General features: G+C 65.1%; 18 protein-coding genes. 7 read left to right on the forward strand and 11 right to left on the reverse strand.

What is annotated here, in order from left to right; translation table 11 throughout:
- Positions 1-141: 141 nt before the first annotated feature.
- Entirely contained in the window at positions 142-1005 is an 864-nt protein-coding gene (locus V3W46_RS03190) for a bifunctional 5,10-methylenetetrahydrofolate dehydrogenase/5,10-methenyltetrahydrofolate cyclohydrolase (protein ID WP_331781648.1), read from the forward strand.
- Positions 1006-1057: 52 nt separating this feature from the next.
- Here the strand turns inward: V3W46_RS03190 and V3W46_RS03195 are convergent, their stop codons facing one another.
- Together V3W46_RS03195 and V3W46_RS03200 are read right to left on the reverse strand one after the other, a co-directional pair.
- On the reverse strand, positions 1058-1708 hold the full coding sequence (locus tag V3W46_RS03195) for a GntR family transcriptional regulator (protein ID WP_331781649.1): 651 nt from the start codon (positions 1706-1708) through the stop codon (positions 1058-1060).
- 45 nt (positions 1709-1753) lie between these two features.
- Entirely contained in the window at positions 1754-2209 is a 456-nt protein-coding gene (locus V3W46_RS03200; RefSeq protein ID WP_331781650.1) for a VOC family protein, read from the reverse strand.
- 142 nt (positions 2210-2351) lie between these two features.
- Here V3W46_RS03200 and V3W46_RS03205 point away from each other — a divergent pair, with 142 nt between their 5' ends.
- Positions 2352-3359, forward strand: coding sequence for an alpha/beta hydrolase fold domain-containing protein (locus tag V3W46_RS03205; RefSeq protein WP_331781651.1), 1008 nt, complete (start codon positions 2352-2354; stop codon positions 3357-3359).
- Positions 3360-3390: 31 nt separating this feature from the next.
- Here the strand turns inward: V3W46_RS03205 and V3W46_RS03210 are convergent, their stop codons facing one another.
- The 8 genes from V3W46_RS03210 to acs all read right to left on the reverse strand — a co-directional run bounded on the left by V3W46_RS03210 (position 3391) and on the right by acs (position 15982).
- Positions 3391-4488: a helix-turn-helix domain-containing protein gene (locus tag V3W46_RS03210; RefSeq protein ID WP_331781652.1), complete on the reverse strand. Its 1098-nt coding sequence runs from the start codon at positions 4486-4488 to the stop codon at positions 3391-3393.
- Positions 4489-4565: 77 nt separating this feature from the next.
- Positions 4566-5609 (reverse strand): ABC transporter permease, encoded by a 1044-nt coding sequence (locus tag V3W46_RS03215; protein ID WP_331781653.1) that lies wholly within the window; start codon positions 5607-5609, stop codon positions 4566-4568.
- Entirely contained in the window at positions 5606-7162 is a 1557-nt protein-coding gene (locus V3W46_RS03220; RefSeq protein ID WP_331781654.1) for a sugar ABC transporter ATP-binding protein, read from the reverse strand. Before V3W46_RS03220 ends, V3W46_RS03215 begins: the two co-directional genes overlap by 4 nt.
- On the reverse strand, positions 7159-8301 hold the full coding sequence (locus tag V3W46_RS03225; protein ID WP_331781655.1) for a sugar ABC transporter substrate-binding protein: 1143 nt from the start codon (positions 8299-8301) through the stop codon (positions 7159-7161). Before V3W46_RS03225 ends, V3W46_RS03220 begins: the two co-directional genes overlap by 4 nt.
- Before the next feature lie 33 nt (positions 8302-8334).
- On the reverse strand, positions 8335-10557 hold the full coding sequence (locus tag V3W46_RS03230) for a hydantoinase B/oxoprolinase family protein (RefSeq protein WP_331781656.1): 2223 nt from the start codon (positions 10555-10557) through the stop codon (positions 8335-8337).
- Between the two features lie 62 nt (positions 10558-10619).
- Positions 10620-12731, reverse strand: a complete 2112-nt coding sequence (locus V3W46_RS03235) for a hydantoinase/oxoprolinase family protein (protein ID WP_331781899.1) — start codon at positions 12729-12731, stop codon at positions 10620-10622.
- A 91-nt stretch (positions 12732-12822) separates the two neighbouring features.
- On the reverse strand, positions 12823-13827 hold the full coding sequence (locus V3W46_RS03240; RefSeq protein ID WP_331781657.1) for an NAD-dependent epimerase/dehydratase family protein: 1005 nt from the start codon (positions 13825-13827) through the stop codon (positions 12823-12825).
- Positions 13828-13984: 157 nt separating this feature from the next.
- Positions 13985-15982, reverse strand: coding sequence for an acetate--CoA ligase (gene acs / locus V3W46_RS03245; RefSeq protein ID WP_331781658.1), 1998 nt, complete (start codon positions 15980-15982; stop codon positions 13985-13987).
- Positions 15983-16134: 152 nt separating this feature from the next.
- On the opposite strand from acs, the gene V3W46_RS03250 reads away from it, so the two are divergent.
- Positions 16135-16857 carry a TetR family transcriptional regulator gene (locus V3W46_RS03250; protein WP_331781659.1) on the forward strand — a complete coding sequence of 241 codons (723 nt, stop codon included), beginning with the start codon at positions 16135-16137 and terminating at the stop codon, positions 16855-16857.
- A gap of 104 nt (positions 16858-16961) precedes the next feature.
- Here the strand turns inward: V3W46_RS03250 and V3W46_RS03255 are convergent, their stop codons facing one another.
- The gene (locus V3W46_RS03255) at positions 16962-17819 is read right to left on the reverse strand and encodes a helix-turn-helix transcriptional regulator (RefSeq protein WP_443069926.1); all 858 of its coding nucleotides are present in this window, start codon (positions 17817-17819) and stop codon (positions 16962-16964) included.
- Between the two features lie 235 nt (positions 17820-18054).
- Between V3W46_RS03255 and V3W46_RS03260 the strand changes: the two genes are divergently transcribed.
- The 4 genes from V3W46_RS03260 to V3W46_RS03275 all read left to right on the forward strand — a co-directional run bounded on the left by V3W46_RS03260 (position 18055) and on the right by V3W46_RS03275 (position 22661).
- Positions 18055-18999 carry an SDR family oxidoreductase gene (locus V3W46_RS03260; RefSeq protein WP_331781661.1) on the forward strand — a complete coding sequence of 315 codons (945 nt, stop codon included), beginning with the start codon at positions 18055-18057 and terminating at the stop codon, positions 18997-18999.
- 220 nt (positions 19000-19219) lie between these two features.
- Positions 19220-19813, forward strand: a complete 594-nt coding sequence (locus tag V3W46_RS03265) for an LGFP repeat-containing protein (RefSeq protein ID WP_331781662.1) — start codon at positions 19220-19222, stop codon at positions 19811-19813.
- Between the two features lie 4 nt (positions 19814-19817).
- Positions 19818-21203 carry an LGFP repeat-containing protein gene (locus V3W46_RS03270; RefSeq protein WP_331781663.1) on the forward strand — a complete coding sequence of 462 codons (1386 nt, stop codon included), beginning with the start codon at positions 19818-19820 and terminating at the stop codon, positions 21201-21203.
- Between the two features lie 321 nt (positions 21204-21524).
- Positions 21525-22661 (forward strand): M20/M25/M40 family metallo-hydrolase, encoded by a 1137-nt coding sequence (locus V3W46_RS03275; RefSeq protein ID WP_331781664.1) that lies wholly within the window; start codon positions 21525-21527, stop codon positions 22659-22661.
- Positions 22662-22676 lie beyond the last annotated feature (15 nt).

Consider the following 22676-nt stretch of genomic DNA (forward strand, 5'->3'; position numbering starts at 1 on the left):
GAAGAACGCAAGAAGGGCCAGGCCTGGGGCATGCAGACCATCTCCACCTTCCACACACACGGCGCCCCCACCGCACCACCATCCGGTCACCTCGCTGAGTCCGATGGCTGAGTCCGAGACGGAGATCGGAGACTCACCGACGTGAGCGCCATTGTGATCGACGGCAGAGTCGTGGCTCGAGCGAGCCGAGACAAGACGGCCGAACGCGTCAGGGAGTTCGTTCGCGTGAACGGGTTCGCTCCCGGCCTGGCAACAATCCTCGTCGGAGGCGACCCGGCCAGCGAGGTCTACGTGCGCAACAAGCGCACGGCCGCCGCCGAAGCAGGGTTCGTCGATTTTCACCGGCATCTCGAGGCGACGGCATCGGAGCGCGACGTCGAGCGGACGATCGTCGAGCTCGCCGCCGACGATACAGTCGCCGGCATTCTGCTGCAGCTCCCCCTGCCCGACGGACTCGACCGTTCGGCTCTCATCGAATGCATTCCGCCCACGAAAGACGTCGACGGCCTCACTACGCTGAGTCAGGGGCGGTTGGCGCGCGGTACCGTGGGGCTGCGGCCCTGTACCCCGAGCGGCATCATCGAGATGCTCGACTTCGCCGGCATCGACATCGCAGGCACGAACGCAGTAGTGGTCGGGCGCTCGGAACTGGTCGGGCATCCCGCAGCAGAGTTGCTACTGCGCCGCGGCGCTACCGTGACGATCTCCCATTCTCAGACGAGAGATCTGCGTTCGGTCACCTCGCGAGCCGACATTCTGGTGGCCGCGGCAGGTATTCCCGGGCTCATCGGCGCTGGGCACGTGAAACCGGGGGCTGCCGTCATCGATGTCGGTATCCATCGAACCGAGAACGGCCTGGTCGGCGATGTGCTGCCCGAGGTCGCCGAGGTCGCCGGCTGGGTCACACCGGTTCCGGGCGGGGTCGGCCCGATGACTATCGCAACGTTGCTGTCGAACACCATCTGGGCTGCAGAGCTGTCGATCGCGGGTGGCGCATCCATCTGACCGGTCGACGACACCCTGCGTCGTTGCCGATGGCGGCCGGCCTCAGTTGCGCTCACCTCGTAGCCGAACCGGGTGAAGACAGAGTGCGCAGGGCGTCGATGACGCTGCGCAGATGAGCCTTCATGGCGTCTTCTGCGCCTCGCGGGTCGCGCGCGACCACGGCGGCGATGACGGCTTCGTGCTGCGGCAGTGACTGGGCCGGGCGACCTGGAACCAGGGCGAGCGAAGACTGGTGGCGCGCCGTCTGGTTGCGCAGCTCACGCAACAGCCGCGCCGATGTCTCATGCCGGGCAGCGGATCGGATGCTCGCGTGAAGTGCAACGTTCAGGTCGCTGTAGACCACGAGTTCGCCGGCCTCGACAGCCGAACGCATTCGCTCGCCGATCACCGACAGTTCTGCTGCCTCGTGGTCGGTGATGCGTTCGGCGGCGAGCGACGCCTCCATTCCCTCGAGCACGACGCGCACCTCGGTGATCTCGATGGCCTCGTCGACCGAGATGCTGCGCACCCGGGCGCCCTTGTTGGGCTGGAACTCGACGAGCCCCTGCGACACCAGCTCCTGCAGGGCGATGCGCACGGCCGAACGGGATGCGCCGAAACGCTCGCTCAGGTCGCTCTCGATGAGACGCTGCAGGGGAACGAATTCACCCCGCAGAATAGCGCCCCTGATTTCGTCGGCCGACCGGCACTGGAGTGTATCCACGCGGCACCGACACGTCGGAGTTCCAGCCCACCGCGACACGAGTGCTCAGTCGGCGTCGGGAAGCATCTTCGGCGTGCGGTTCTGCTGCAGCTTCACGCCGTCAGGCGTCACCGGCGCGTACAGGTTGATCAGCGATCCCTCCGGGTCACGAATCAACACAGATCGGTTTCCCCACGGCATCGTGGTCGGCTCCTGGACGACATCGAGTTCGTCGCCGAACTCTGCCAGCAATGTGCCGTAGAGCGCCTCGACGTCACCCACGAGAAACTCCACAATGGCGGTGTTGTTGGCGCCCGCACGCGGAGTGTTCTCAGTGATGAAGGCGACTCGCTCCGGGGTGCTGAGGGCGAACGTGGCCGAGGGGGTCACGAGCTCCACGAAGTCTTCAGTCAGGTACTGCGGAGTCGCTCCCGTCAGCACCTCATAGAAGCGCACGAGGGCCGGCAGGTCATCAGTGATCACACGGATCGAAGCGAGTTGCACAGAGGTCGAATTCGTCATGGACTCATGCTGCTCGGCGTCGGCCGTGGGCGGGAACCGCCACCCCGCTGCTTGTGGGGCCGAAGTTTCCGCCGTTCGGCGGTAGATTCCCCAGCGGCTAAAATCCAGAATGATCTCTACTGCATGACGAAGAAGGCTCTCCGTGGTTCAAAATGAAGTGGGTAACAACGAGGCGAGGCCCCTCGCTCACCCCCTTGATCCGGAATTGCGCGCGATCCTCGACTTCTATCCGCCCGGTCTGCGCGCAACCGTCACGCCAGACACCATAGGCCCGTACAGGGAAGCGATTCACGCTCGACAGCCCACGCTTGCCGAGCTCACCGCTTCTGGCACCGTCGAGGCGGAGATCCGTTCTATACCTGGGGCGCACGGATCTCCCGACATCAGGATATTGATCCTGCGCAAAGTCGGGGGTTCACGGCGTCCTCGCCCGTGTCTTTACAACATTCACGGCGGGGCCACGATTGCGGGAGACGTGTTGATGCGGGCGGATTCCCTGTCGCAGAGCGTGGTCGAACTCGATCTGGTGGGCATCTCGGTCGAGTACAGGCTCGCCCCCGAACATCCGTTTCCGGCGGGGCTTGAGGATTGCTACTCAGCCCTGGTGTGGATCTCGAAACACGCGGCCGAACTCGGCATCGACCTGAGTCGCATCATCACACAGGGCGCCAGTGCCGGCGGGGGGCTCGCGGCTGCGACCGCTCTTCTTGCCCGCGATAGGGGCGGGCCGGCTATCAGCAACCAGATTCTGCAGTGCCCGATGCTCGACGATCGCACCTCCATCGGTCAGGAGCTGGCGGAGACCGAAGACCTGCCCTGGGGCCATGTGTCCAACGCGACGGGCTGGAGCGCCTTGCTGGGCGGCTCGGCCGGCGGGCCAAGTGCGCCGGATTACGCGGTACCGGCTCGCGCCGTGAACCTGACCGGCCTCCCCACTACGTACATCGACGTCGGCCAAGCTGACATCTACAGGGGTGAGGTCATTGCGTTTGCAGACCGTCTTGCCTCGTCGGGGGTGCTGGTCGAATTTCATCTCTGGCCGGGAGCCTGGCACGGCTTCGACTATGTCGCGCCGTACGCCGCGCTTTCCCAGCTCTCGAATGACACCAGGCACGCCTTCCTGGCTCGTGCTGTGGGTCTCACCAGCTAGGCCTGTTCGACACCCCCTGCGCCGGCACCCCTCACGGAATTGTTCCGTTACGAACGGCGCGAACCAGGGCCAGCCCCACATTGAGCCGAGCCCGACCCGGGGAGTCCAAGCTGTAGCCCAAAGCGATCTGCAGTTGCGTCAGACGAGACTGCAGCGTCGAATGGTGCACGTGAACGCGCTCTGCTGCCTGGCGGAGGCTGTCTGTCGCAGCTATCGCCTCCAAAAATTCCAGGCTTCGCGGGGCGACGCGTTCCATCTCGATCAGACGGATGACATCCGCTGCGTTGGCGGCACCGGCACCCATGGCCTCCACCGCGTCAGCGATCACGCCGACGTCGTCGTATCGGACACGGCGCGGACCGGGCTGGGTTGGCGTACCCTCCCCCGTCAATCGGAGTGCGAGCACGGCCCTTCTCCACGACTCGGGAAGATCGAGAACGCCTCCTGCCGGCCCGATCCCCTGCCTGAGCGAAGCCAGTTCCGCGGGGATCTCCGTTTCACCGCGCGCGAGGATGACCGCGGTCACCCGCCCGATCTGGGTGGTGCGACTCAGGAGCGGAGCCGCGGTGACCGGGAGGGCGGGCCGCACGTGGTCGAGTGTCGCCAGAACCTGGAGGCGCTGCTCGCCCTCGAGTACCAGGCGACGAGCGGCCACATTGCGGTCGACCTCGCTGGTTGCCGAGTCGAGGAGAACATCGACGCTCGCCGGGTCGTGCGTCTCTGAGTGCCGGGTGCGATCGAGCGCGATTCTCACGCCCGCGGCCATACGTTCGAGCACGATCGCATCGAGCGCGCCAGGCGTGTCTCGCCTTTCGATCCACACCTTCGCCGTCGCATCCATGCCCAGTTCGACCGTCGGCCACTCCTCATAGGTCTCGACGTCAGAGGCAGCCCGGCCTTCAGGGGCAGCACGGCCTTCAGAGGCAGCTCGACCTTCAGGGGAGACGCGCAGACGCAGATGCCGTTCGGAGTCGGCGAAGCCGACCACGCTCTCTGTCAGGGCGGCTCCCGCGCGAAGCAGCGCGTCGAGACCGGCTCTGTTGGCAACGAGAGAGTCGAAGTATCGGATGACGCGGAAGGCGTCGGCCGCAGACGCGTCAAGATCGCGCAGACGTCCAAACTCTTGCATGTGCCTCCTTCGCCGCTAAATGTACCGTGCCCCCGATTGCTTTTTCAGCCTTCTGATTTCTCTGTCTGCGACACGGTCTACTGCGCCCGCGTGCTTTTCCTTCGACGCCCAGCGGCCGCCCGTCGCGCGGCGACGACGGCGATGGAGACGGCACCCAGCAGTGCGACCCCATTGAAGGCGTCAGTGATCCACTGTTGGCCACCGACCAGCTGCAGGCCCTTCACCCCAGTAGCGAGCAGGCCGATTGCGATCAACGTGCCCCACACGTTGAACCGCCCGGGCTTGAGTTGCGTTGTGCCGAGAAAGCAGGCTGCGAAGCACGGCAGGAGGTAGGCCGGGCCGATGGTCGGCCCGATGCTGCCGATCTTCGCGGTCAGCAGCACTCCCGCGATACCGGCAGCGAGTCCAGACAGGACGAACGAGAGAAGGAGGTACCGAGATGTGCGCACACCGGCGAGAAAGGCCGCATCCGGTCCCGCACCCGTGGCGTACATCTTGCGGCCGAACGGGGTGTGCTCGAGCACATACCACGCTACGAAGGCCAGCAGGATCGCGTAGATCGCGATCCCGGGGATCCCGAAGGGCTGCCAGGCCGTCACCGCCCCCAGCTCGGCAGGAATCGGGCCGCGGAATTTGTGATCCGACACGATCTGCGACAGAGCGAGAAGGATAGACGTAGTGCCAAGCGTTGCGATGAGGCTGTTGATGCCGACCAGTGCCACGAGCACACCGTTCAGCAGCCCGATGGCCGTGCTGATCAGAATCGCCGCGAGGGCCGAGCTCCACGGGTCCCATCCGCCGACGGTGGAGAGAGTGGCAACGACGATCGCACTCAGACCGAGGTTCTGGCCGATAGACAGGTCGAAGCCGCCTGCTGCGAGGGTGAACAGCAGTCCCACGGCCAGAATCGCGGTCACCGCCTCATCCGAGAAGAGGCTTGCGAGCGTCTGGCTGGTCAAGAAGACGTTGGGCACCCATACGGCGAAAACGATGATGATGGCGGCCCAGATGTAGAGGCCGCTGAAGCGATTGAAGCCGAGTCTGACGCGCCGACGAGGCCTCTCCCGCGGCGGTGCGCTCGCCGGGCTGACCGATTCGACCTGGGTTTCTGTGGTGCTCATGCCGTTTTCCTCTCGTCTGGGGTGTTGCTCATGCACGCCACGAGAAGACGGTCGACCGTCAGGCCCGCCCCCTCCAGCACGGCACCGATACGGCCGCCGTTCATGACCAGCACGCGATCACAGATGTTGCACAGTTCCTCGGCGTCAGACGACGAGATCACGACTGCGGTGCCGGCCGCCAGGGCTTCGTCGAGGGCCGAGTAGATGGCTTGCTTCGCCCCGGTGTCTACCCCGTTGGTCGGTTCTTGAAGAAGCATGACTGCGGCATTGGATCGCAGCCAGCGCGCCAGCACGACGCGCTGTTGGTTGCCGCCGCTGAGTGTCGAGAACTGAGTGGATGGCGCGAATCTGACCTTGACGCGATCCAGCCACGTCGCCGCGTCTTTGCCTTCGGCTCGGTCGCTGAGCCAGAGATTCCGCAGCGGCGCGAGAGCGGGGAGCGTGATGTTCTCGCGGAGGCTCCACGACGGAATGGCGCTCAAACGCTTGCGATCAGCGGGGGCGAAGGTCAGACCGGCACTGATCGCAGCGCGCGGATCACCCGCGGGGATCTCGCGCCCGCCGATCTCGACCACACCGGCCTCTCTCGCCTCTCCGCCAGAAAGGAGAAACAACAGTTCTTCGTATCCAGACCCGAGCAGGCCCGCTATGCCGAGAAGCTCCCCTTTGTGAACGTCGAAGCTGACACGATCCACCGTCATGCCCGACACGTCTCTGACCCGCAGTACGACTTCGGTGCCGGGTTCAGGGCTCTCCGGATAGAAGGCCTCCAGAGGGCGTCCGATGATGAGTTCGACGAGAGACGAGTGGTCGAGTCCATCGACCGCCCTGCTGGCTACCCGGCGTCCATCGCGAAGCACGGTCACGTCATCCGCGATCTCGAACACCTCTTCAAGACGGTGCGTCACGTAGAGCACGCTGTTGCCGCTGTCTCTGAGTCGACGGACCAGCTCGAAGAGAAAGTCGACCTCCTCGCTCTGCAGCGACGCGGTTGGTTCGTCGAGCACTATCAGACGACCAGAACGATCGTTGTCGCTGAGTGCGCGTGCGATGGCCACCATCGTCTGTCGTGCCTGCGACAGCTCACCCAGGGGCACCGACGTGTCGATGTCGATTCCCAATCCCCGCAGCAGTTCGCTCGCGAGTCGCCTTTCTCTGCGGTCTGAAAGCCACCACTTGGATGAGTATCGTCGGCCCAGTCGGAGGTTGTCGGTCACATCCAGGGCCGGCAGGAGTCCAAGATCCTGGTGGATGAAACGGATGCCCAGGTCTGCGGCAGCACTCGGCGACCCGAGCTCGAACGGCTCGCCTCGCACGGAGGCCGTTGCCCCGGGGTCTGGCTGGTAGACCCCGGCCAGCACCTTGATCAGCGTCGATTTTCCCGAACCATTCTGGCCGAGCAGCGCATGCACCGTACCTTGACGTATCTCGAGATCTACATCGATCAGGCCACGACCTCCCGCAAAGGTCTTGCTGAGTGATCGAATCTCGAGCGCCGCCGCACGAGGCGGCGCCGGAACCTCATCGGCAAGCGCTGCTCGGCCGTGACTCATTTCGTGACGCCCCAGGCGCTGAGGAAGGAGTCAGGTGTGCCCGGCGTAGTCGGCACAGTGGTCGTCTCGGTCACGTTGTCCTTCGTGAAGATCTGGTGCCATCCCGCCGGCTCGAACCACTCGTCGTCGGGAGTCTCTCCGAGCGAGAGGCGCGCCAGCCCGTCGATCGCGCGCCAGCCGGCGGCCGTGTTCTCCTGCGCGACCGACGCGAATTCCTTTCCGCTCTTGATGTTGGCGAGGTTCGCGGCCTGGGGAGACAGGCTGACGATCTTCACCTGATCTGAGAGGCCCGCGGCTGCGAGCGCTTCTGGAACACCGGCCGTGTAATCGCCCAAGGCGAAAGCGACGTACTTCACGTTCGGGTGGCTCTGCAGGTAACTCACCACCTGTCCCGGAACGTCTGTGCCGATTCCGCTCGTCGGAGCATCCAGCACATCGGGTTGTGAGCCTGTCTCGGAGATCGCGTTCTTGAATCCCTGGATCAGCGGGTCCCAGATCGTCGACAGGGCAGAATCCCAGACGAAGACCGTGTCTGCGCCGGTGCCGCCATCCGCCACGACGGTCTCACCCATCAGGGTTCCGCTCTGCACGAAGGTCGGCTGGCTGGCGTAGGCGGCGTAGACAGGGCCGTTCTTGTCAGGGCGATCGCCGGCCGGAGCAATCGATACGACGGGGATCTTCAGCGCGGCGGCTGCCTTCAGCTGGTTTGCGATGGCAGCGTCGGGAACGACTGGCGTGTAGGCGATCAGGTCGGGTGGATCCTGCATGATCTGGTCCCACACGGCGACGTAGGCCTCTGGCGTCATCTCAGACTCGTATTGCCGCACTGTCCAGCCGAGTGCTTTTGCCGCCTCCACCGCGGCGTCGGTGGTGGTGTGGCACACCGGGAGGGCGCAGGTGGAGATCGCGATGGTGAGAGCGGCGTTGGGTTTTGATGGCAGAGCCGAGACGGTCACGGGGGGCTGATCGGCAGTGAACGCGGCGACGTCTGCCTGGGCCGCGGCCTGGGCGCCAGACGCTGCCGAGTTGGAGGTAGCGCCGGGCGAAGAGCCGGGCGTACCGGATGAGCAGGCTGCGAGTGCGGTCATCATGACGAGGCCGAGTGCGGCAGCGCCTAGTCGTCGTGCGGGAAACTTCATTGTCTTCCTTCTCTGTGTGATGGTGACTGCGGTTTATCTCATGGTCGGTGTCTCGTTTGCAGGCACTATCTCTGCACGGAGCTGCGTTGCGCATCCCGGGCAGAAGTAGGAACGCAAGACGAGATCGCGGTCGACGTAGTCAGAGGGGCTTGCGAACATTCCGGGGATGGCCGCCGGGAGCTGCGAGTCGCGCGTAGTGACGCCTATGATGAGGTCCGAGCCATCGGGCCCTATGTCTTGACCGCAATGCTGGCAGCGCACAACTGGCGAAGAATCGCCCGCGACCAGCACGAGGTTCTCGTCGATGGCCCTTTCGCCCTCCCCCGGGCGGCGGTCGCCGATGCCCCGTGGGGTTCCTCCGATGCGCTGTGCGCGCAGATCTGAACGCGTGTTCTCGGTTCCGAGCGCATCGACCTCTCCGCTGCGAGACAACACGACGCCGTAGACGTCTGTGCCGGCGCTGGCGCTCACTCTGCCGTTCGCAACGTCTCGGGCTACGTCGGCGGGTGCTCTGAGCAGTGGGTCGCCGTATCCTGCCCCGCCGGTCGGCTGGATGTAGACCGCATCGACGAGGTTGATGAGGGTCTCCAGGCGGTTGGGCACGACCTCGGCGTGGCCCCCGAGCTCGTCGAGGCTGGTCGGGATCGTTCCTGCCGCGAACATCGCCGGCACGTTCGCGCCCCGAACGATGACATCCAGCCCCGGGCCACCCGGGTAGGCGCCGGCCAGGCCGTTGACCTCCGCACGGGCTTTCCCGTTCGACGAGAATGCGCCGAAGAGAGGACTCGGCGTCTCGTAGGGGATCAGACAGGTCGAGGCAGACATGCCGCCTCGGAATCTGCCTGCTCCGCCGGAGTCCATCTCCTCCCGGCGCCACAGAAAGAGGTAGGGGCCCGCCAGCTCCTGCATCTCGACGTCGGGGGCGCGCCCCATGGGAATGTTCAGCGATCCGGCCGTGTCGGCTCCGTCTTCGTAGGGACGTGCGCCGAATCCTCCTGCCATCGGGGTGAACATGATGTTGACGTTGGGCGCGCCCTGGCGGTCGACGCCCGCCAGGGTCACGACGTCGTAGGAGCTGGTGCAGCAGGCCTGTACACGCTCCTTCAGGTCGACGGAGGTGTCGAGCATCCGTCCCAGTGTTTCGGAGACCACGTTCATGGTCGCGAGGCCGGTCGTGATGGGGCCCCAGCCGACGGCCGCGGGGAAGGTCGCGTTGTTGATGGTGCCTTCCTCGGTGACGATGTCGAAGCACCTCATCAAGCCGCCGGCCGACCACGGAATGTCGCCAGCCAGCAACGGCAGAACCGACATCAGCACTCCGGCCCGCATGCCCGAATATGGGCAGTTGATCATGCCGCTCTGCGGGTCTGTGCCCGTGAAGTCGAAGGTCATGTGGTCGTTCTGTTTGGTCAGGGTGACCGCGAGCTTGTGCAGGTTTCGGTCACCGATGCCGGACTGCTCCAGATAGCTGACCGAGCTCCACGACCCATCGGGAATGCTGATGAGTCGGTTGCGAAGCCGCCGCTCGGCGTCGTTCATCATCTGCTTCATGACGGTCTTCACCGTCGTGGCGCCGTACTTCTGCAGGAGCTCGGTCAGACGACGCTGCCCGAGCTGATTGGAGCCGATCTGCGAGCGGAGATCGAGCTCGACGTGGTGCGGCAGCCGCGAGCGCCGGAGGAACGAGTCGAAGATGTCGGCCTGTATTTCGCCTCCGCGCACGATGGCGATCGGTGGCGTCGGTACGGCCTCGGTGAACACATCGGTTGCTTCGAGGTCGGATGAACCGGGTTTGGCGCCGCCGACATCGACGAGGTGACAGACCGCGCTCGTCCAGGCGAAGAGCTCTCCTTCCCAGAAGATCGGCGCGATCAGGGCGGTGTCGTTCTGGTGGAGCCCCCCTCCCACCCACGGATCGTTGCTCAGGAACATGTCTCCCTCGTGAATGCCGGGGCTGTCGCTTCGATGCTGCAGGATCCAGTAGATGGCGAGGTCCATCGAGGCGATCAGGCCCGTGTTGTAGAGCCCGACCTGTACCTCCTGACCGAATTCGTCGCAGATCGCGATATCGAGATCGTTGGCTTCGGTGACGGCGTGCGAGCCCGACATCTTCTTGAGCGTCTCGCCCATTTCTTCGGTGATCGACCACATGCGGTGCCGAATCACCTCGTAGGTCAGCGGGTCGACATCCGGCTGGTCGGCGGGAAGAGAATGAAGTGCGAGTTTGGGCGAGATGCGGGCCCTCAGTTCGCTCATCGGCAGGGGCCGACTCGAGAACTTATCGGGGCCGACGAATGGCATGGAAGTCGTTGCGCCGCTCATTTGCTGTGCCTTTCTGACAGGTCTACTCGGATGTTTCCGTACTCATCGACATACGCTTCGCGGTCGGCTGGAATGGTGACGGTGGTGGTGGCGACCTCGATGATCGCGGGCCCTTCGAATCGGTGGCCGCTGCGCAGCAACGCGTAGTCGTAGATGGCCGTCTTTTCGAACCCGCGCTCGTGCTGGAGGTGCACGTCGCGGAACCCCTTGATGGCGGCGGATGCGTCTGAACCGGCGGTCTGTTCGTGTGCCGGCAGTACGGGCCGGAAGGGCAGCTCACCCACGCCCCGCACCCGATACGAGATGATCTGTCGGCCCGCGTCGGCGAACGCAGAGCCTGCGCCGAACAACTCGCTGTAGCGCTTGTCGAAGGTCTCGCCCATCGCGGCGACGGTGTCTTCGTCGATGGCCTCATCGCTCGGCGCATCGGCGGTCACCTCGAACATCTGGCCGGTGTAGCGGGCGTCGAACTCGCGGTAGATGCTCACGGAGCTGTAGTCGACTCCCTGTCGGTCGAGCGAATCCTTCACCTGGGCGGTGAGGCGGTCGAAGTTGCGTTGTACGTCTGCGGGGTTCAACGGGAACGGTGCGGGGTCAGAAGTCTCTGTGCTGACGCTCACGTCAGACGCAGCGAGCCCGAATGCCGAGAATCCGGATGCCGCCGCCCCGAGGGGAACGACCAGCTCGCTCGCCTTCAACTCTGTAGCAATGGCGGCGGCGTGAATGGGACCGGCTCCGCCAAAGGCGTACATGACGAACCCACGGGGGTCGTAGCCGGATTCGACCACCACCTTCCGGGCGAGGTCGGCGGTCTGCGCATTCTGCACCTCGTAGACTGCCGCAGCTGCCTCTCGAGCGGTCAGGCCCAGCGGGCGACCGATCTTCTCGAGCAGCGCTGCCTCGGCGAGGTCGAGCCGTAGTTGTCGCTTTCCGCCGAGGAAGTAGTCGGGATCGATGATTCCCAGAACCACGTCAGCGTCGGTGACGGTGGGTTCGGTTCCGCCCAGGCCGTACGCCGCCGGCCCGGGCTCCGCGGCCGCACTCTTGGGCCCGACGCGCAGGTTGCCCCCCTGATCGATCCAGGCAATGGCCCCGCCCCCGGAACCGATGGCATCGACTTTGATCGTCGGCACGTTGATGGGGTGTTGGTTGATGATCGTCGACGACGACCGCACTGGCTCGCCGTCGACGACCATGCCGACGAGAAAGGTGGTTCCACCGACGTCGGCGGTCACAACGTTCGAATGGCCCAACTGGCTTGCGAGCCGGGTCGCGCCGACGACTCCACCGCTGAGAACGGAGCCGACCGTCGTGATGGCCGACGCGGGCGCCTCGTCGGCAGAGATGGTGCCACCAGAGCTCTGCATGATGAGCAGGGGCCCGGCGAGCCCGCGTTGCTTGAGCTCCGCGACAAGCGGTCGCAGGTACCTGCGCAAAGCCGGGCCCAGCTGTGCGCTCATGATCGTGGTCGAGCTTCGCGAGAACTCACGGATGCGGGGTGAAACGAAGCTCGACACCGCCACGAAGGTCTCTGGCGACATCTCTGCGATGATCTCCGCCACGCGCTGCTCATGAGCAGGGTTCTGGAAAGACCAGAGGAACGACACGGCGATGGCATGCACGCCTTGATCGAGCAGCCGAGTGACGGCCTCTCGCACTTCAGCCTCGTTGAGCGGAACGACGATGTTTCCGCTCTGGTCCATCCTCTCGGTGACCTCGATGACGCGGCCCCTCGGAACCAGCGGGGCCGGCTTGTGAAGGTTGATGGAGTCTTGGATCGCCTGCGCTGTGAGGCCGAGGTATCGACCTTCGATGTTCATGATTTCGATGGAGTCGCCGTGACCCCGGGTCGTGATGAAACCGACCGGTTCGACGTTTCCTGTGACGAGAGCGTTGATGCTCGCAGTGGTGCCGTGGGCGATGTATTCGGTCGACTCGAGCAGGGTGCGCTCATCCATCCCCAACTGGCTAGCCAGTTCACTGATTGCGGCGAGCACGCCGATCGAGTAGTCCTGCGGAGTGGAGGGAGTCTTCGCACCCGTGATCCGGCCGGAATCGTCGGCTGCCACTGCGTCGGTGAACGTGCCGCCGACATCGATTCCAATCACATATTTCAATTTGACTCCTTCGTCTGTGGGTGTAGCTGTTCGCTGAGGTTTGGTGGATGAGTGCTGAGACCAGCGCTTCAGTCGGCAGGCACTACTTCCATGTCATCGCCGCGACCTGGTCGACATGGGTTGCGCGACGCAGGTCGCTCTCGAACTGTGCCAGGCCCTCCGTCATCGTGAGAGGTGCCGGGATATGCAATTGCTGAAGTGTCTTCGTGAGGTCTGTCGCCCACTCCTGGCGGGGAGGACCGAACATGGAGTCGTCCCGCGGAGCCTCGCTGATGTTCGCGGCAGGAAACCGGGCGCGTAGCGCTGCAGCGAATTGCCCGGTAGACGTCGTCTCCTGCGACCCGATGTTGAAGACCTCGAAGACCTCGTGCCCGTCATACGTCGCCGCACCGAACACGGCTCGGGCGACGTCACCGACGTAGACGTACTCGGACTGCGAGGTCATATTCGAAGGAATCAGAACGTTCTCACCGCGGACTGCGCTGAGAACGAGGTCTTCAACGATCGCGCTCGCAATTCCACCGCCGAGGTTGGGCCCGTAGCCGTAGATGATGGTGGGGCGTATGACAACGATGTGCAGGCCGGAGTCGACGGCCAGGGCACCCAGCACCTGCTCCATCGCAGCCTTCGACGCACCGTAATGAGAGACGTGAGGAGACATGATGGCGGAGTTCTCCGTGAGCCGGCTCCCCTGATCTGGCGCGTAGATTCCCCAGCTGCTGATTCCGACCAGCCGTTCGGCGCCGGCCCTGAGCGCCCACTGCCCGAGCCACACGGGCATCTTCACATTGACATCGACGGTGAGGATCGGGTCTTCCTGCGCTCGCGCAGCCACCAACGCGGCAGTGTTCACCACGACGTTCACGCGCAGACCGTCGAGCGCCTCCTCGGTCGCAACCTCGTCGCTGAGATCGACCTGCACCGTTGTCAGGCGATCGGGGTCACCCAGGATGTCGTGCAGATAGCCGTGCTGCAGGGCTCGATCGACAAGCGTGACGCGCCAGCCCTGGTCGAGAAAGACCTTCGCTGAGTGCGCTCCCAACATGCCCGCACCGGTGATGAGAACATGCCGCTCTTCGGGTGCCATACGGTGGAGCCTCTCTCTCTACGGGCTCACCTTGGCTCTCCTCGATGAGATCCCCGTAGGTTCAAGACTGGCAGCGGGCATCATTTGGTCACTACCGCCGTGCGTATGGTTTTGCCGGACCTTCCCAGCCGAATGGCGGACTCGACTCGTAGTCCGCTCAGGAGCCCGCGCGCAGGCTTTCGGTGATGACGCGCATGGCGGTGGTGTCGGCGAGGGTGGCGGTGTCTCCGACGGTGCGGTTCTCGGCGACGTCGCGCAGCAGGCGGCGCATGATCTTTCCCGAGCGGGTCTTGGGCAGCTCTGGTACGACGAGGATGCGCTTGGGCCGGGCGATGGGCCCGATCTCGGTGGCGACGTGCTTCGCGAGGGCGGCGACGATCTCGTCGTGGCTGAGGCCGAGTTTCTCGCTCGAGCCGCGCAGGATGACGAAGGCGACGATGGCCTGACCAGTGGTCTCGTCCGCAGCGCCCACGACGGCCGCCTCGGCGACCGCGAGGTGAGACACCAGCGCGGATTCGACCTCCATGGTCGAGATGCGGTGCCCGGAGATGTTCATGACGTCGTCGACCCGGCCGAGCATCCAGATGTCGCCGTCGGCGTCGTATTTGGCGCCGTCGCCGGCGAAGTAGTAGCCCTGTTCGGCGAACTTCTCCCAGTACACCTCGCGGGCGCGGTCGGAGTCGCCCCAGATGCCGCGGGTCATCGACGGCCACGGTTTGTCGACCACGAGGTAACCCCCCTCGCCGGGCTGCACGCGCACGCCGTTCTCGTCGACGATCTGCACCGATATGCCGGGCAGGGCGCGCTGCGCCGAGCCGGGTTTCGTGGCGGTGACACCGGGCAGCGGTGCCACCATCAGAGCGCCGGTCTCGGTCTGCCACCAGGTGTCGACGATGGGCGCGTGCCCGCCACCGATGTTGGTGCGGTACCACATCCACGCCTCGGGGTTGATGGGTTCGCCGACACTGCCGAGCACCCGGATCGACGACAGGTCGTATGACGCGGGCACGTGGTGGCCCCACTTCATGAACGTGCGGATCAGCGTCGGCGCGATGTAGTAGATCGTAACGCCGTAGCGCTCGATGATCTCGAAGTGCCGGCCCTCGTGCGGCGTGTTCGGCGTGCCCTCATACATCACCTGCGTGACCCGGTTCGCGAGCGGGCCGTAGACGATGTAGCTGTGCCCGGTGATCCAGCCGACGTCGGCGCCGCACCAGTACACGTCGGTGTCGGGCTTGAGGTCGAACACGGCGTCGTGGGTGTAGGCGGCCTGGGTCAGGTACCCGCCCGACGTGTGCAGTATGCCCTTCGGCTTGCCGGTCGTGCCCGAGGTGTACAAGATGAACAGCGGATGCTCGGCCCCGAACGCTTCGGGCGTGTGCTCGGTCGACGCACCGCCCACGGCCTCGTGCCACCAGAGGTCGCGCCCCGCCTTCATATCGACGCCATCTCCGACCCGGCGCACCACGAGCACATGCTCGACCGTCTCCGCGCCCTCGAGCGCCTCATCGACGTTGGCTTTCATGGGAGCCCCGACACCGCGGCGGTACTGGCCGTCAGACGTGATCACGACCCGGGCCTGCGCGTCGTCGACCCGGGCCCGGAGCGCGGCCGGCGAGAACCCGCCGAAGACCACGCTGTGCACCACGCCGAGGCGGGCGCAGGCCAGCATCGAGATCACGGCCTCAGGAATCATCGGCAGCTGAATGACCACTCGGTCACCCGCGACCAGGCCGAGCGCGACCAGCGCGTTCGCGGCCTGCGAGACCTCGTCTTTCAACATGGCATAGGTGATATCGCGGGTGTCGCCGGGCTCGCCGACCCAGTGCAGGGCGACCTGGTCGCCGTGCCCCGACTCGACATGCCGGTCGACGCAGTTGTACGCGACATTGAGCCTGCCGTCGGCGAACCAGCGCGCGTTCGGCGGGTCTGACCAGTCGAGCACCTCCGTGAACGGCTTCGCCCAGTCGAGCCGCAACGCCTGCTCACGCCAGAACCCGTCAGGGTCTGCGGATGCACGGCCGTACGCCTCGGCCGTCACATTCGCCCGCGCAGCGAACTCCTCCGACGGAGGGAACGTTCGCGTCTCGGTCAGCAGATTGTCGAACACCGGAATATCGTGCAGCTCGATGGAGGTGCTCGAATCGTCAGCCACAGAGATCTCCTCATTGAAACTCAGGTCACAGATGCATCGGATGCCGAGACCCGCCTGCGGGCGGCTTCAGTTTTGCATCCGGTGCCAGTATCCTGTCACTCAGTGCCATGTCGTCGCAACTCCTTCGACGCGGCCCGCACAGAAAGCGCACTATGAGCGAAGACACCACGAGCCGCGCCGCCCCGCGTCTGACGGCCGCCCAGAGCGCCCACATCTACGCTCCGTTGCGCGCGGCAGCGCTCGACCTGTTCGAAACGAAGACCTTCGAGGCCACTACGGCCGAAGACATCGCGCTGGCCGCCGGAATCAGTCGTCGTACGTTCTTCCGGTACTTTCCTGTGCGCGAAGACGTGCTGTTCTCCGATCATGCGGGCTACCTGCTCGCGGTCGAGGAGCGGCTGCAGGTCTCTACAGGCGAACCCATCCGGGTCGCGGGGGGCGCGCTGACCTCTGTGATCGAGGGGCACCTGCTCGACACCGACTTCGTGATCCGCCGCGCCGCGGTGGTGCGCGCAAACCGCGCCCTCCACGACCGCGAGGTGCTCTGGATGCGCGAATACCAACAGCTGCTCGGCGCGTACCTCAGCCGCCAGCACCTCGGGCAGCGTAGTGCGATCTTCGCGCAGATCGTGGCGGCCGCACTTCTCGCTGCGCTCACCCAGGTGCTCGATCGTTGGGTGCAGTCGCCTGCCACTGAAGATCCTCGCGGCCTGTTCGCCGAACTGCTCGATGAGGTCGCCGAATCGATGGCAGACTCCGGGCCGCGGGGTGCCGCACCGGCGCCCGGGCATCCGGAGCGCCCCGGCATCGTCGTCATCAACTCGGGTCTTTCAGCAAACGAAATCGCCGCGCTCATCGAGGGGGCTCAACCGTGACGAGGCTGATGCTCAGGGGTCGCCGATCGACTCACAACCGTCCAGGGTGACGGAGACCTCTTCGGGAGGGATTCGCTGTGGGTCACCCTGGGTTACGAGGGGTGCTACGCGATACCCGTCACGGTCATCCGGGGCCGCGCTCCTATGACTGAGAGGAGTTGGAGTTTCTCGTAGCTCTCGCTTCCGGGTACTGCCGTGTAGACGAGGAGGGAGTGCGACTGGTTCGGTTCGGTCAGGGATTGGCAGGTCAGCTCGAGGGTGCCGAGCTCGGGGTGCACGAAGCGCTTGACCTCGTTCGGGCGGATCCCGACCTCGTGACGTTCCCAGGTCTGCCGAAACTCCGCGCTTCGCGTGAGGAGCGTGTCAGCGAGCTGGGCTGCCCGGGAACCCGGGCCTCGCAGCGTCGCGACGCTGCGCAGTCCGGAGACCCAGAGACGCGTGAGGAAGGGATGATCATCCGGTGAGTACAGCTCACGGGTCTGCGGCATCGTGAACCATCGGTAGCCGATACTTCGCTCTGGGCCACGGTAGACGGAGAGGTCGCCCGTGAGGGCCACGCCAAGCGGAGTCTGCCGGAGGGTTTCGCCGAGCTCGGTGACGATCTCTGCGGGGGTGTCTTGCAGACGATCGAAGATGCGAAGCATTCCAGGGCTGATGTAGTCACTGTCAGCCCCGCGCGGTGGCGGTCGCTGACCGGCAAGCCGAAACAGATGGTCGCGCTCGTCGAGTGAGAGGTGGAGGCCTTGCGCGATCGAGGTGATCATCTGCTCTGACGGTTGCGGCCCGCGCATCCGCTCGATACGCGAGTAGTAGTCGGTCGACATGTTGCACAGCGCCGCTACTTCTTCACGCCGAAGCCCGCTGGTTCTGCGACGCTGACCGCGTGGCAGGCCGACATCTTCGGGCTGTATCGCTTCGCGTCGGCGGCGGAGAAACTGCGCCAATCCGATTCGGTCGATCACCATGCGGCCTCCTGGTTCTGTTCCATTCTTACTCGAAAGGATCCCGGGTCAGCCACGGCCTGCCAATCCCATCCTCCTCCCCTCCTCCTCCCAGCCGCCCCGACTGTGTCTCGCGTGATCGGGGTACGCGTGATCGGGGTACGCGTTATCGGGGGATCAGGCAGCCCTGAATAAGACCGACGCTCTCCGCGACAGTGGAGTGACAACCCACCATCCATATGCAGAGGACGTGCACATGCCACGCAACCCGATCGATCTCAGCGTTCCCGACCTGACGGGGAGACGCGCACTCGTCACCGGAGCCAGCGACGGGATGGGCGTCAGTCTGGCCGCGCGGCTCGCCGCGGCCGGCGCGAGCGTCATTCTTCCCGTTCGGAACGGAAGCAAGGGAGAGGCCGCCGCCGCGGTGATTCGGCAGAGCACCCCCGACGCAGACGTCTCACTGCGAGAGCTCGACCTTTCCTCTCTCGACTCCATCGCAGCACTCGGTTCTGCCCTTCGCGCTGAGGGCGATGCGATCCACATCCTCATCAACAACGCCGGCGTGATGACACCACCAGCCCGGCAGACGACGGCTGATGGGTTCGAGCTTCAGTTCGGCACCAACCATCTCGGCCACTTCGCGCTGGTCAGTCAGCTGATGCCGTTGCTCCTGGCCGGCCGCGCGCGCGTCACGTCGCAGCTGAGCGTCGCCGCGAACAGCGGCGCGATCAACTGGGACGACCTGAACTGGGAACGCTCGTACGACGGCATGAAAGCGTACAGCCAATCCAAGATCGCGCTCGGGCTGTTCGCGCTGGAACTCGAGCGGCGCAGCGAGGCCAATGGATGGGGGATCGTCAGCAATATCGCACACCCCGGCGTCGCCCCGACCAACCTCCTCGCCGCTCGACCCGAGCTCGGTCGGGCCCGCGACGCGTCAGGTCGAAGAATCATCCGGGCCCTCTCCGAGCGCGGCATACTGCTCGGAACAGTAGACAGCGCGAAGCTTCCCGCCCTCTACGCGGCCACCTCACCAGACGCGAAGGGCGCCGCGTTCTACGGCCCGCGCGGACCTGGGCATCTCGGCGGCCCACCCGCCGAGCAGAAGCTCTACTCGCGCTTGCGCAGCACCGACCAAGCCCGACGCACCTGGCAGCTGTCGGAAGACCTCACCCGCATGAAAATACCCAGCCACTAGATCCTCCGTTCGTCGGATTGGCTGGTGGTCGGCTGACGTCAGGCTGCTCACCCGACTGCGCACGATACTCGCCGGCGAAGGGCTTGGCGACAACACCGTCTGAGCCATTCAGGTGGCGGCGTTGAGCGAACCTCCCGACGCTTGCTCAATTCCCTTGTCGCGGTCGTGTCGCTCGTGCCACGATGAGGTTCTCAGCCTGCTATGGGAGTAAGGAACTGCGATGACGACACCTGCCGTGAATGTTCTGGGAGCAGATGCGATCGCCGCGAAATGGCAGGAACTCGGGGGCGAGGCAGGAGCGCTCGGTGCAGCCGATTCCCCGCCGGAAGATGCTGGCTTCGGTGGGGTGCTGCAGAGATTTCGAGGAGGATCCATCGGTTGGCAGGAACAGTTCGGTGCCCATGCGCTGTTCGGCACGATCAGTGCTCGCTGGCTGGAGAGAACCAGATTCCAGTACACGGCGTTCCCCGTTGAGGATCAGCGGTCGGTGACCGACGGCACCGGTTCCGTTGCACTCCTCCGCGCACTGGATCCGACCGGCAAGCCGGTAGACGAGTTAGCCCTGTGCGCCACCACCGACGGTCGCGCATCCGAGATCGACGGCGCCATCTGGCAGCACTGGTCGACATCCGGTGAGGAGTCGAGCCCGGTCGGGTTACCGGTCGACACTGCTGGTACCACCATCGACGGCCTGGGCTCGCGCCAGGAATTTCAGCACGGGTGGATGTGCTCGCATCCCGCAGTCGGGGCGGCGATGCTCAACGGCCAGATCTCAGACCGTTGGGCTGAACTCGGCTTCGACCGGTACGGCTAACCCCATGGCCGATCAGGAAGTCCTCCCAGATGGGCGCGGCCAGCGCGCTCAGCTTGCGACACTGCAGGCCGACGGCACGAGCAAGGCCGGCCCGCTGCTGTACTGGACAGACGATTCCGGCGCGTGGGAGGTCAGCGGCGATATCCAGGCTGAATGGACGCGGCGCGGTCGCGAGACGGGTGAACTCGGTTACCCGGTGGGGCCGCCGAACGATCGAGTCGGCAAACCGGGCGCCGAGCAGTTATTCGAGAATGGGCAGATCGTCTGGCCGCCGGATCCGCCCGGTACCCCGGCACCCGTGGTCGCTACCGGATCGATTCGGTCTGGCGGCGCGGCTGCATTGGGCGGGAGGGTCACGGTTCAGGTCAACCCAGATGGGTCTGTGCAGTGGTCAGGTCACGCACACGACAGCGGTGCTGACAGCTACGACTACGCCGTGCGGGCGCTCCTTCGCTCACCGAATCCAGACGCCCCCACGATCGTCGTTGGGCACTCGGGCAGCGTCTACGGCACCCTTCACTCGGGCTCACGCAACGACGACTGGAGCGAGCTCATCCCGTCACTGGACTCAGACGGATCAGCCCTGCTCGAGCTGCTGCGCGGGTCGAAGCTGGAGACCGCGACCGAATACGAGAGCGCAATTGCCGGGGTACTGGAGACCATTGCCGGGTGGGCGATCAAGGCCGCGGTCGCCTACACAGCGGGAGCCGGCACGATCGTCCTGGTGTTCGTCGGCGTCGAGGTCGGCAGCCTGGCGGCCACCGGATCACTGCTGCCCGGCGCGCAGGTCATCAATGATATGTACTGGATGGCCGGGCCCCTGGGAACCCTCGTTTCACTCGGCGCGGAGGCGCTCATCACGGCCGGCAGCGCGGAGACGGAGGTGACGCAAGAGCAATACGACTGGGCGAATGACACCGTGTTCAAGGGCTCACTGCCGCCGCGCGAGCTGCTGAGAGTCACAGACTGGTCTGGCGTGGATGATCGCGCATTCACCTTTCCCAGGTTCGACGGCAAGATCACCCTCAACATGGGGCGCTCTGGCTACCCCGATCCGCGTGAGCAGCACACGTCACGGCCGGAGCCCAAGACGTACGGGCAGACTTTCGTGCACGAACTGGTGCACGCCTGCCAAGCGCATCACGACAAGATGGGTCTTTCGTACCTCGGCAAGGGCGTCTCCGCCTGCGTGGAAGGGAAGTCATCATACGACTATCCGACGACCGCAGACTTCGACTACACCACGATGGGATTAGAGGCTCAAGCAGCGATCGTCAGCGACTGGTACGGAAGGCACTATTCCGCGGATCGCACCGGGCCGTGGCCCGAGCGTTTCGACGACCCGTTCGACCGATACATCACCGACAACCTCCGGATGGGCTTGTTCTAACGGGGTTGCAATAACCGATAGATCCTGAAAACACGTGCTGGCGACCTCGATCGGGGCGCACCAGCTGCCGGCATGGTCGGCTCGGTCGCGACCCTCTGCGCCACCGCGGTGATGGGCCGGCCCCTCAGTAGGGTTCGAGTCATCCAGGTGCTGGCTGCGTGCGCTCACGACCGGCGGAGGGGCGCAGACAACCATTCCTCGTCAGCACGGTGCTGTGTTAATACCGTGTTACATCTCCACAACACTCGAATCGATTTGCCAAGCTGTGTCATATGATGAATGGAATATCCACATGGTAAGAAAAAGTGTCGGGAGTGTGACATGGCAGGCAGTTCGACCGATCGGGCGTACCGGGACGCCGTGGCCGAGGTCGCCCCTCAGATCGAGGCGGCCGTCGGCTTCGTCACCGAGCATCCTGAACTGGCTCACGAAGAAACGCAGACGGCCGAGTACCTCGTGGAGCAGCTCAGAGGTGCCGGTTACTCCGTGACAACCGGCATCGCAGGCATGCCGACGGCCTTTCGTGCCGAGCTCGCCTTCGGCCTCCCGGGAAGTACCGTCGGAGTCGTCGCCGTCTACGATGCCCCCGCATCGATCGATGCCGAGGGGTTGCTCGACCCCGTGCACTCCTGCGGTCATGGCCCACAAGCCGGCGGAGTGATCGGAGCAGCCCTGGCGCTGGCCCGCATTGGCGACGAACTCTCTGGAACGGTTGTCATCGTCGGCTGCCCGGCTGACGAGATCCACTCGCCGATGACGAGGCGGCGGGGAAGCGGCAAGGCACTGACGGCCGAACACGGCGTCTGGGACAGCATCGACTTCGCTCTCTACCCGCATCCCGAGTTCATCGACACGGTCTGGCCGTCGTCGCTCTGGATGCGCCGGGAGACGGCGCGGGTCGTCGGGCAGCGAACACTGCGGCGCGATGTGGTCTCGACCCCGCTGCAGGCGCTTGCGAACGTGACCGCGATCGCAGAGGCGTTCGACCCCGCGACGCTCATCATCGAGACGGTAACCGTTGACGGAGATGTCGAAGAGGCGGCCGGCATGTCGTTCGAGGCCAGCTTTCTGCTATTCGCACAGACCGAGCTCGAACTCGACGAACGTGCGGGCGAGCTGCGCGAGCTGCTCGGCCCCGCCTCGTGGACGAGTTCAGCGGCGATCGCCGCAGTGCGACCCGACGCCGCCGTCACGGCCGTGGTCGGTGACGCCTTCCGCGCAGCCGGCCGTGATTTCGACGCCACCCCGCCCGCCCTCGGGTTCGCCACCGACTTCGGCAACGTCAGCCGGGTGGCCCGGGCGGCTCTCGTCGGAGTCGGGCGGACTGAGGGCTGGCGTTACCACACTGCGGAAGGCGCAGAAGAGTTCGCGGGGCCGGCCGGAAGGGATGTAGCCGTTGCGACCGCCGAGGTCATCGGCCTCTCTGTCATCAGGCTCGGAGCCGCCACGGCGCTGTGAAGCTCCGCCCACGAC

Origin of the sequence: Subtercola sp. YIM 133946 (assembly GCF_036553535.1) — a bacterium.
Lineage (GTDB): Bacteria > Actinomycetota > Actinomycetes > Actinomycetales > Microbacteriaceae > Subtercola.

Coding starts and splice junctions, on each gene's coding strand:
- V3W46_RS03200 (WP_331781650.1), bottom strand. CDS start 2,209: ATGACGAATTCGACCTCTGTGCAACTCGCTTCGATCCGTGTGATCACT.
- V3W46_RS03210 (WP_331781652.1), bottom strand. CDS start 4,488: ATGCAAGAGTTTGGACGTCTGCGCGATCTTGACGCGTCTGCGGCCGAC.
- V3W46_RS03215 (WP_331781653.1), bottom strand. CDS start 5,609: ATGAGCACCACAGAAACCCAGGTCGAATCGGTCAGCCCGGCGAGCGCA.
- V3W46_RS03220 (WP_331781654.1), bottom strand. CDS start 7,162: ATGAGTCACGGCCGAGCAGCGCTTGCCGATGAGGTTCCGGCGCCGCCT.
- V3W46_RS03225 (WP_331781655.1), bottom strand. CDS start 8,301: ATGAAGTTTCCCGCACGACGACTAGGCGCTGCCGCACTCGGCCTCGTC.
- V3W46_RS03230 (WP_331781656.1), bottom strand. CDS start 10,557: ATGAGCGAACTGAGGGCCCGCATCTCGCCCAAACTCGCACTTCATTCT.
- V3W46_RS03240 (WP_331781657.1), bottom strand. CDS start 13,827: ATGGCACCCGAAGAGCGGCATGTTCTCATCACCGGTGCGGGCATGTTG.
- V3W46_RS03250 (WP_331781659.1), top strand. CDS start 16,135: ATGAGCGAAGACACCACGAGCCGCGCCGCCCCGCGTCTGACGGCCGCC.
- V3W46_RS03260 (WP_331781661.1), top strand. CDS start 18,055: ATGCCACGCAACCCGATCGATCTCAGCGTTCCCGACCTGACGGGGAGA.
- V3W46_RS03265 (WP_331781662.1), top strand. CDS start 19,220: ATGACGACACCTGCCGTGAATGTTCTGGGAGCAGATGCGATCGCCGCG.
- V3W46_RS03270 (WP_331781663.1), top strand. CDS start 19,818: ATGGCCGATCAGGAAGTCCTCCCAGATGGGCGCGGCCAGCGCGCTCAG.
- V3W46_RS03275 (WP_331781664.1), top strand. CDS start 21,525: ATGGCAGGCAGTTCGACCGATCGGGCGTACCGGGACGCCGTGGCCGAG.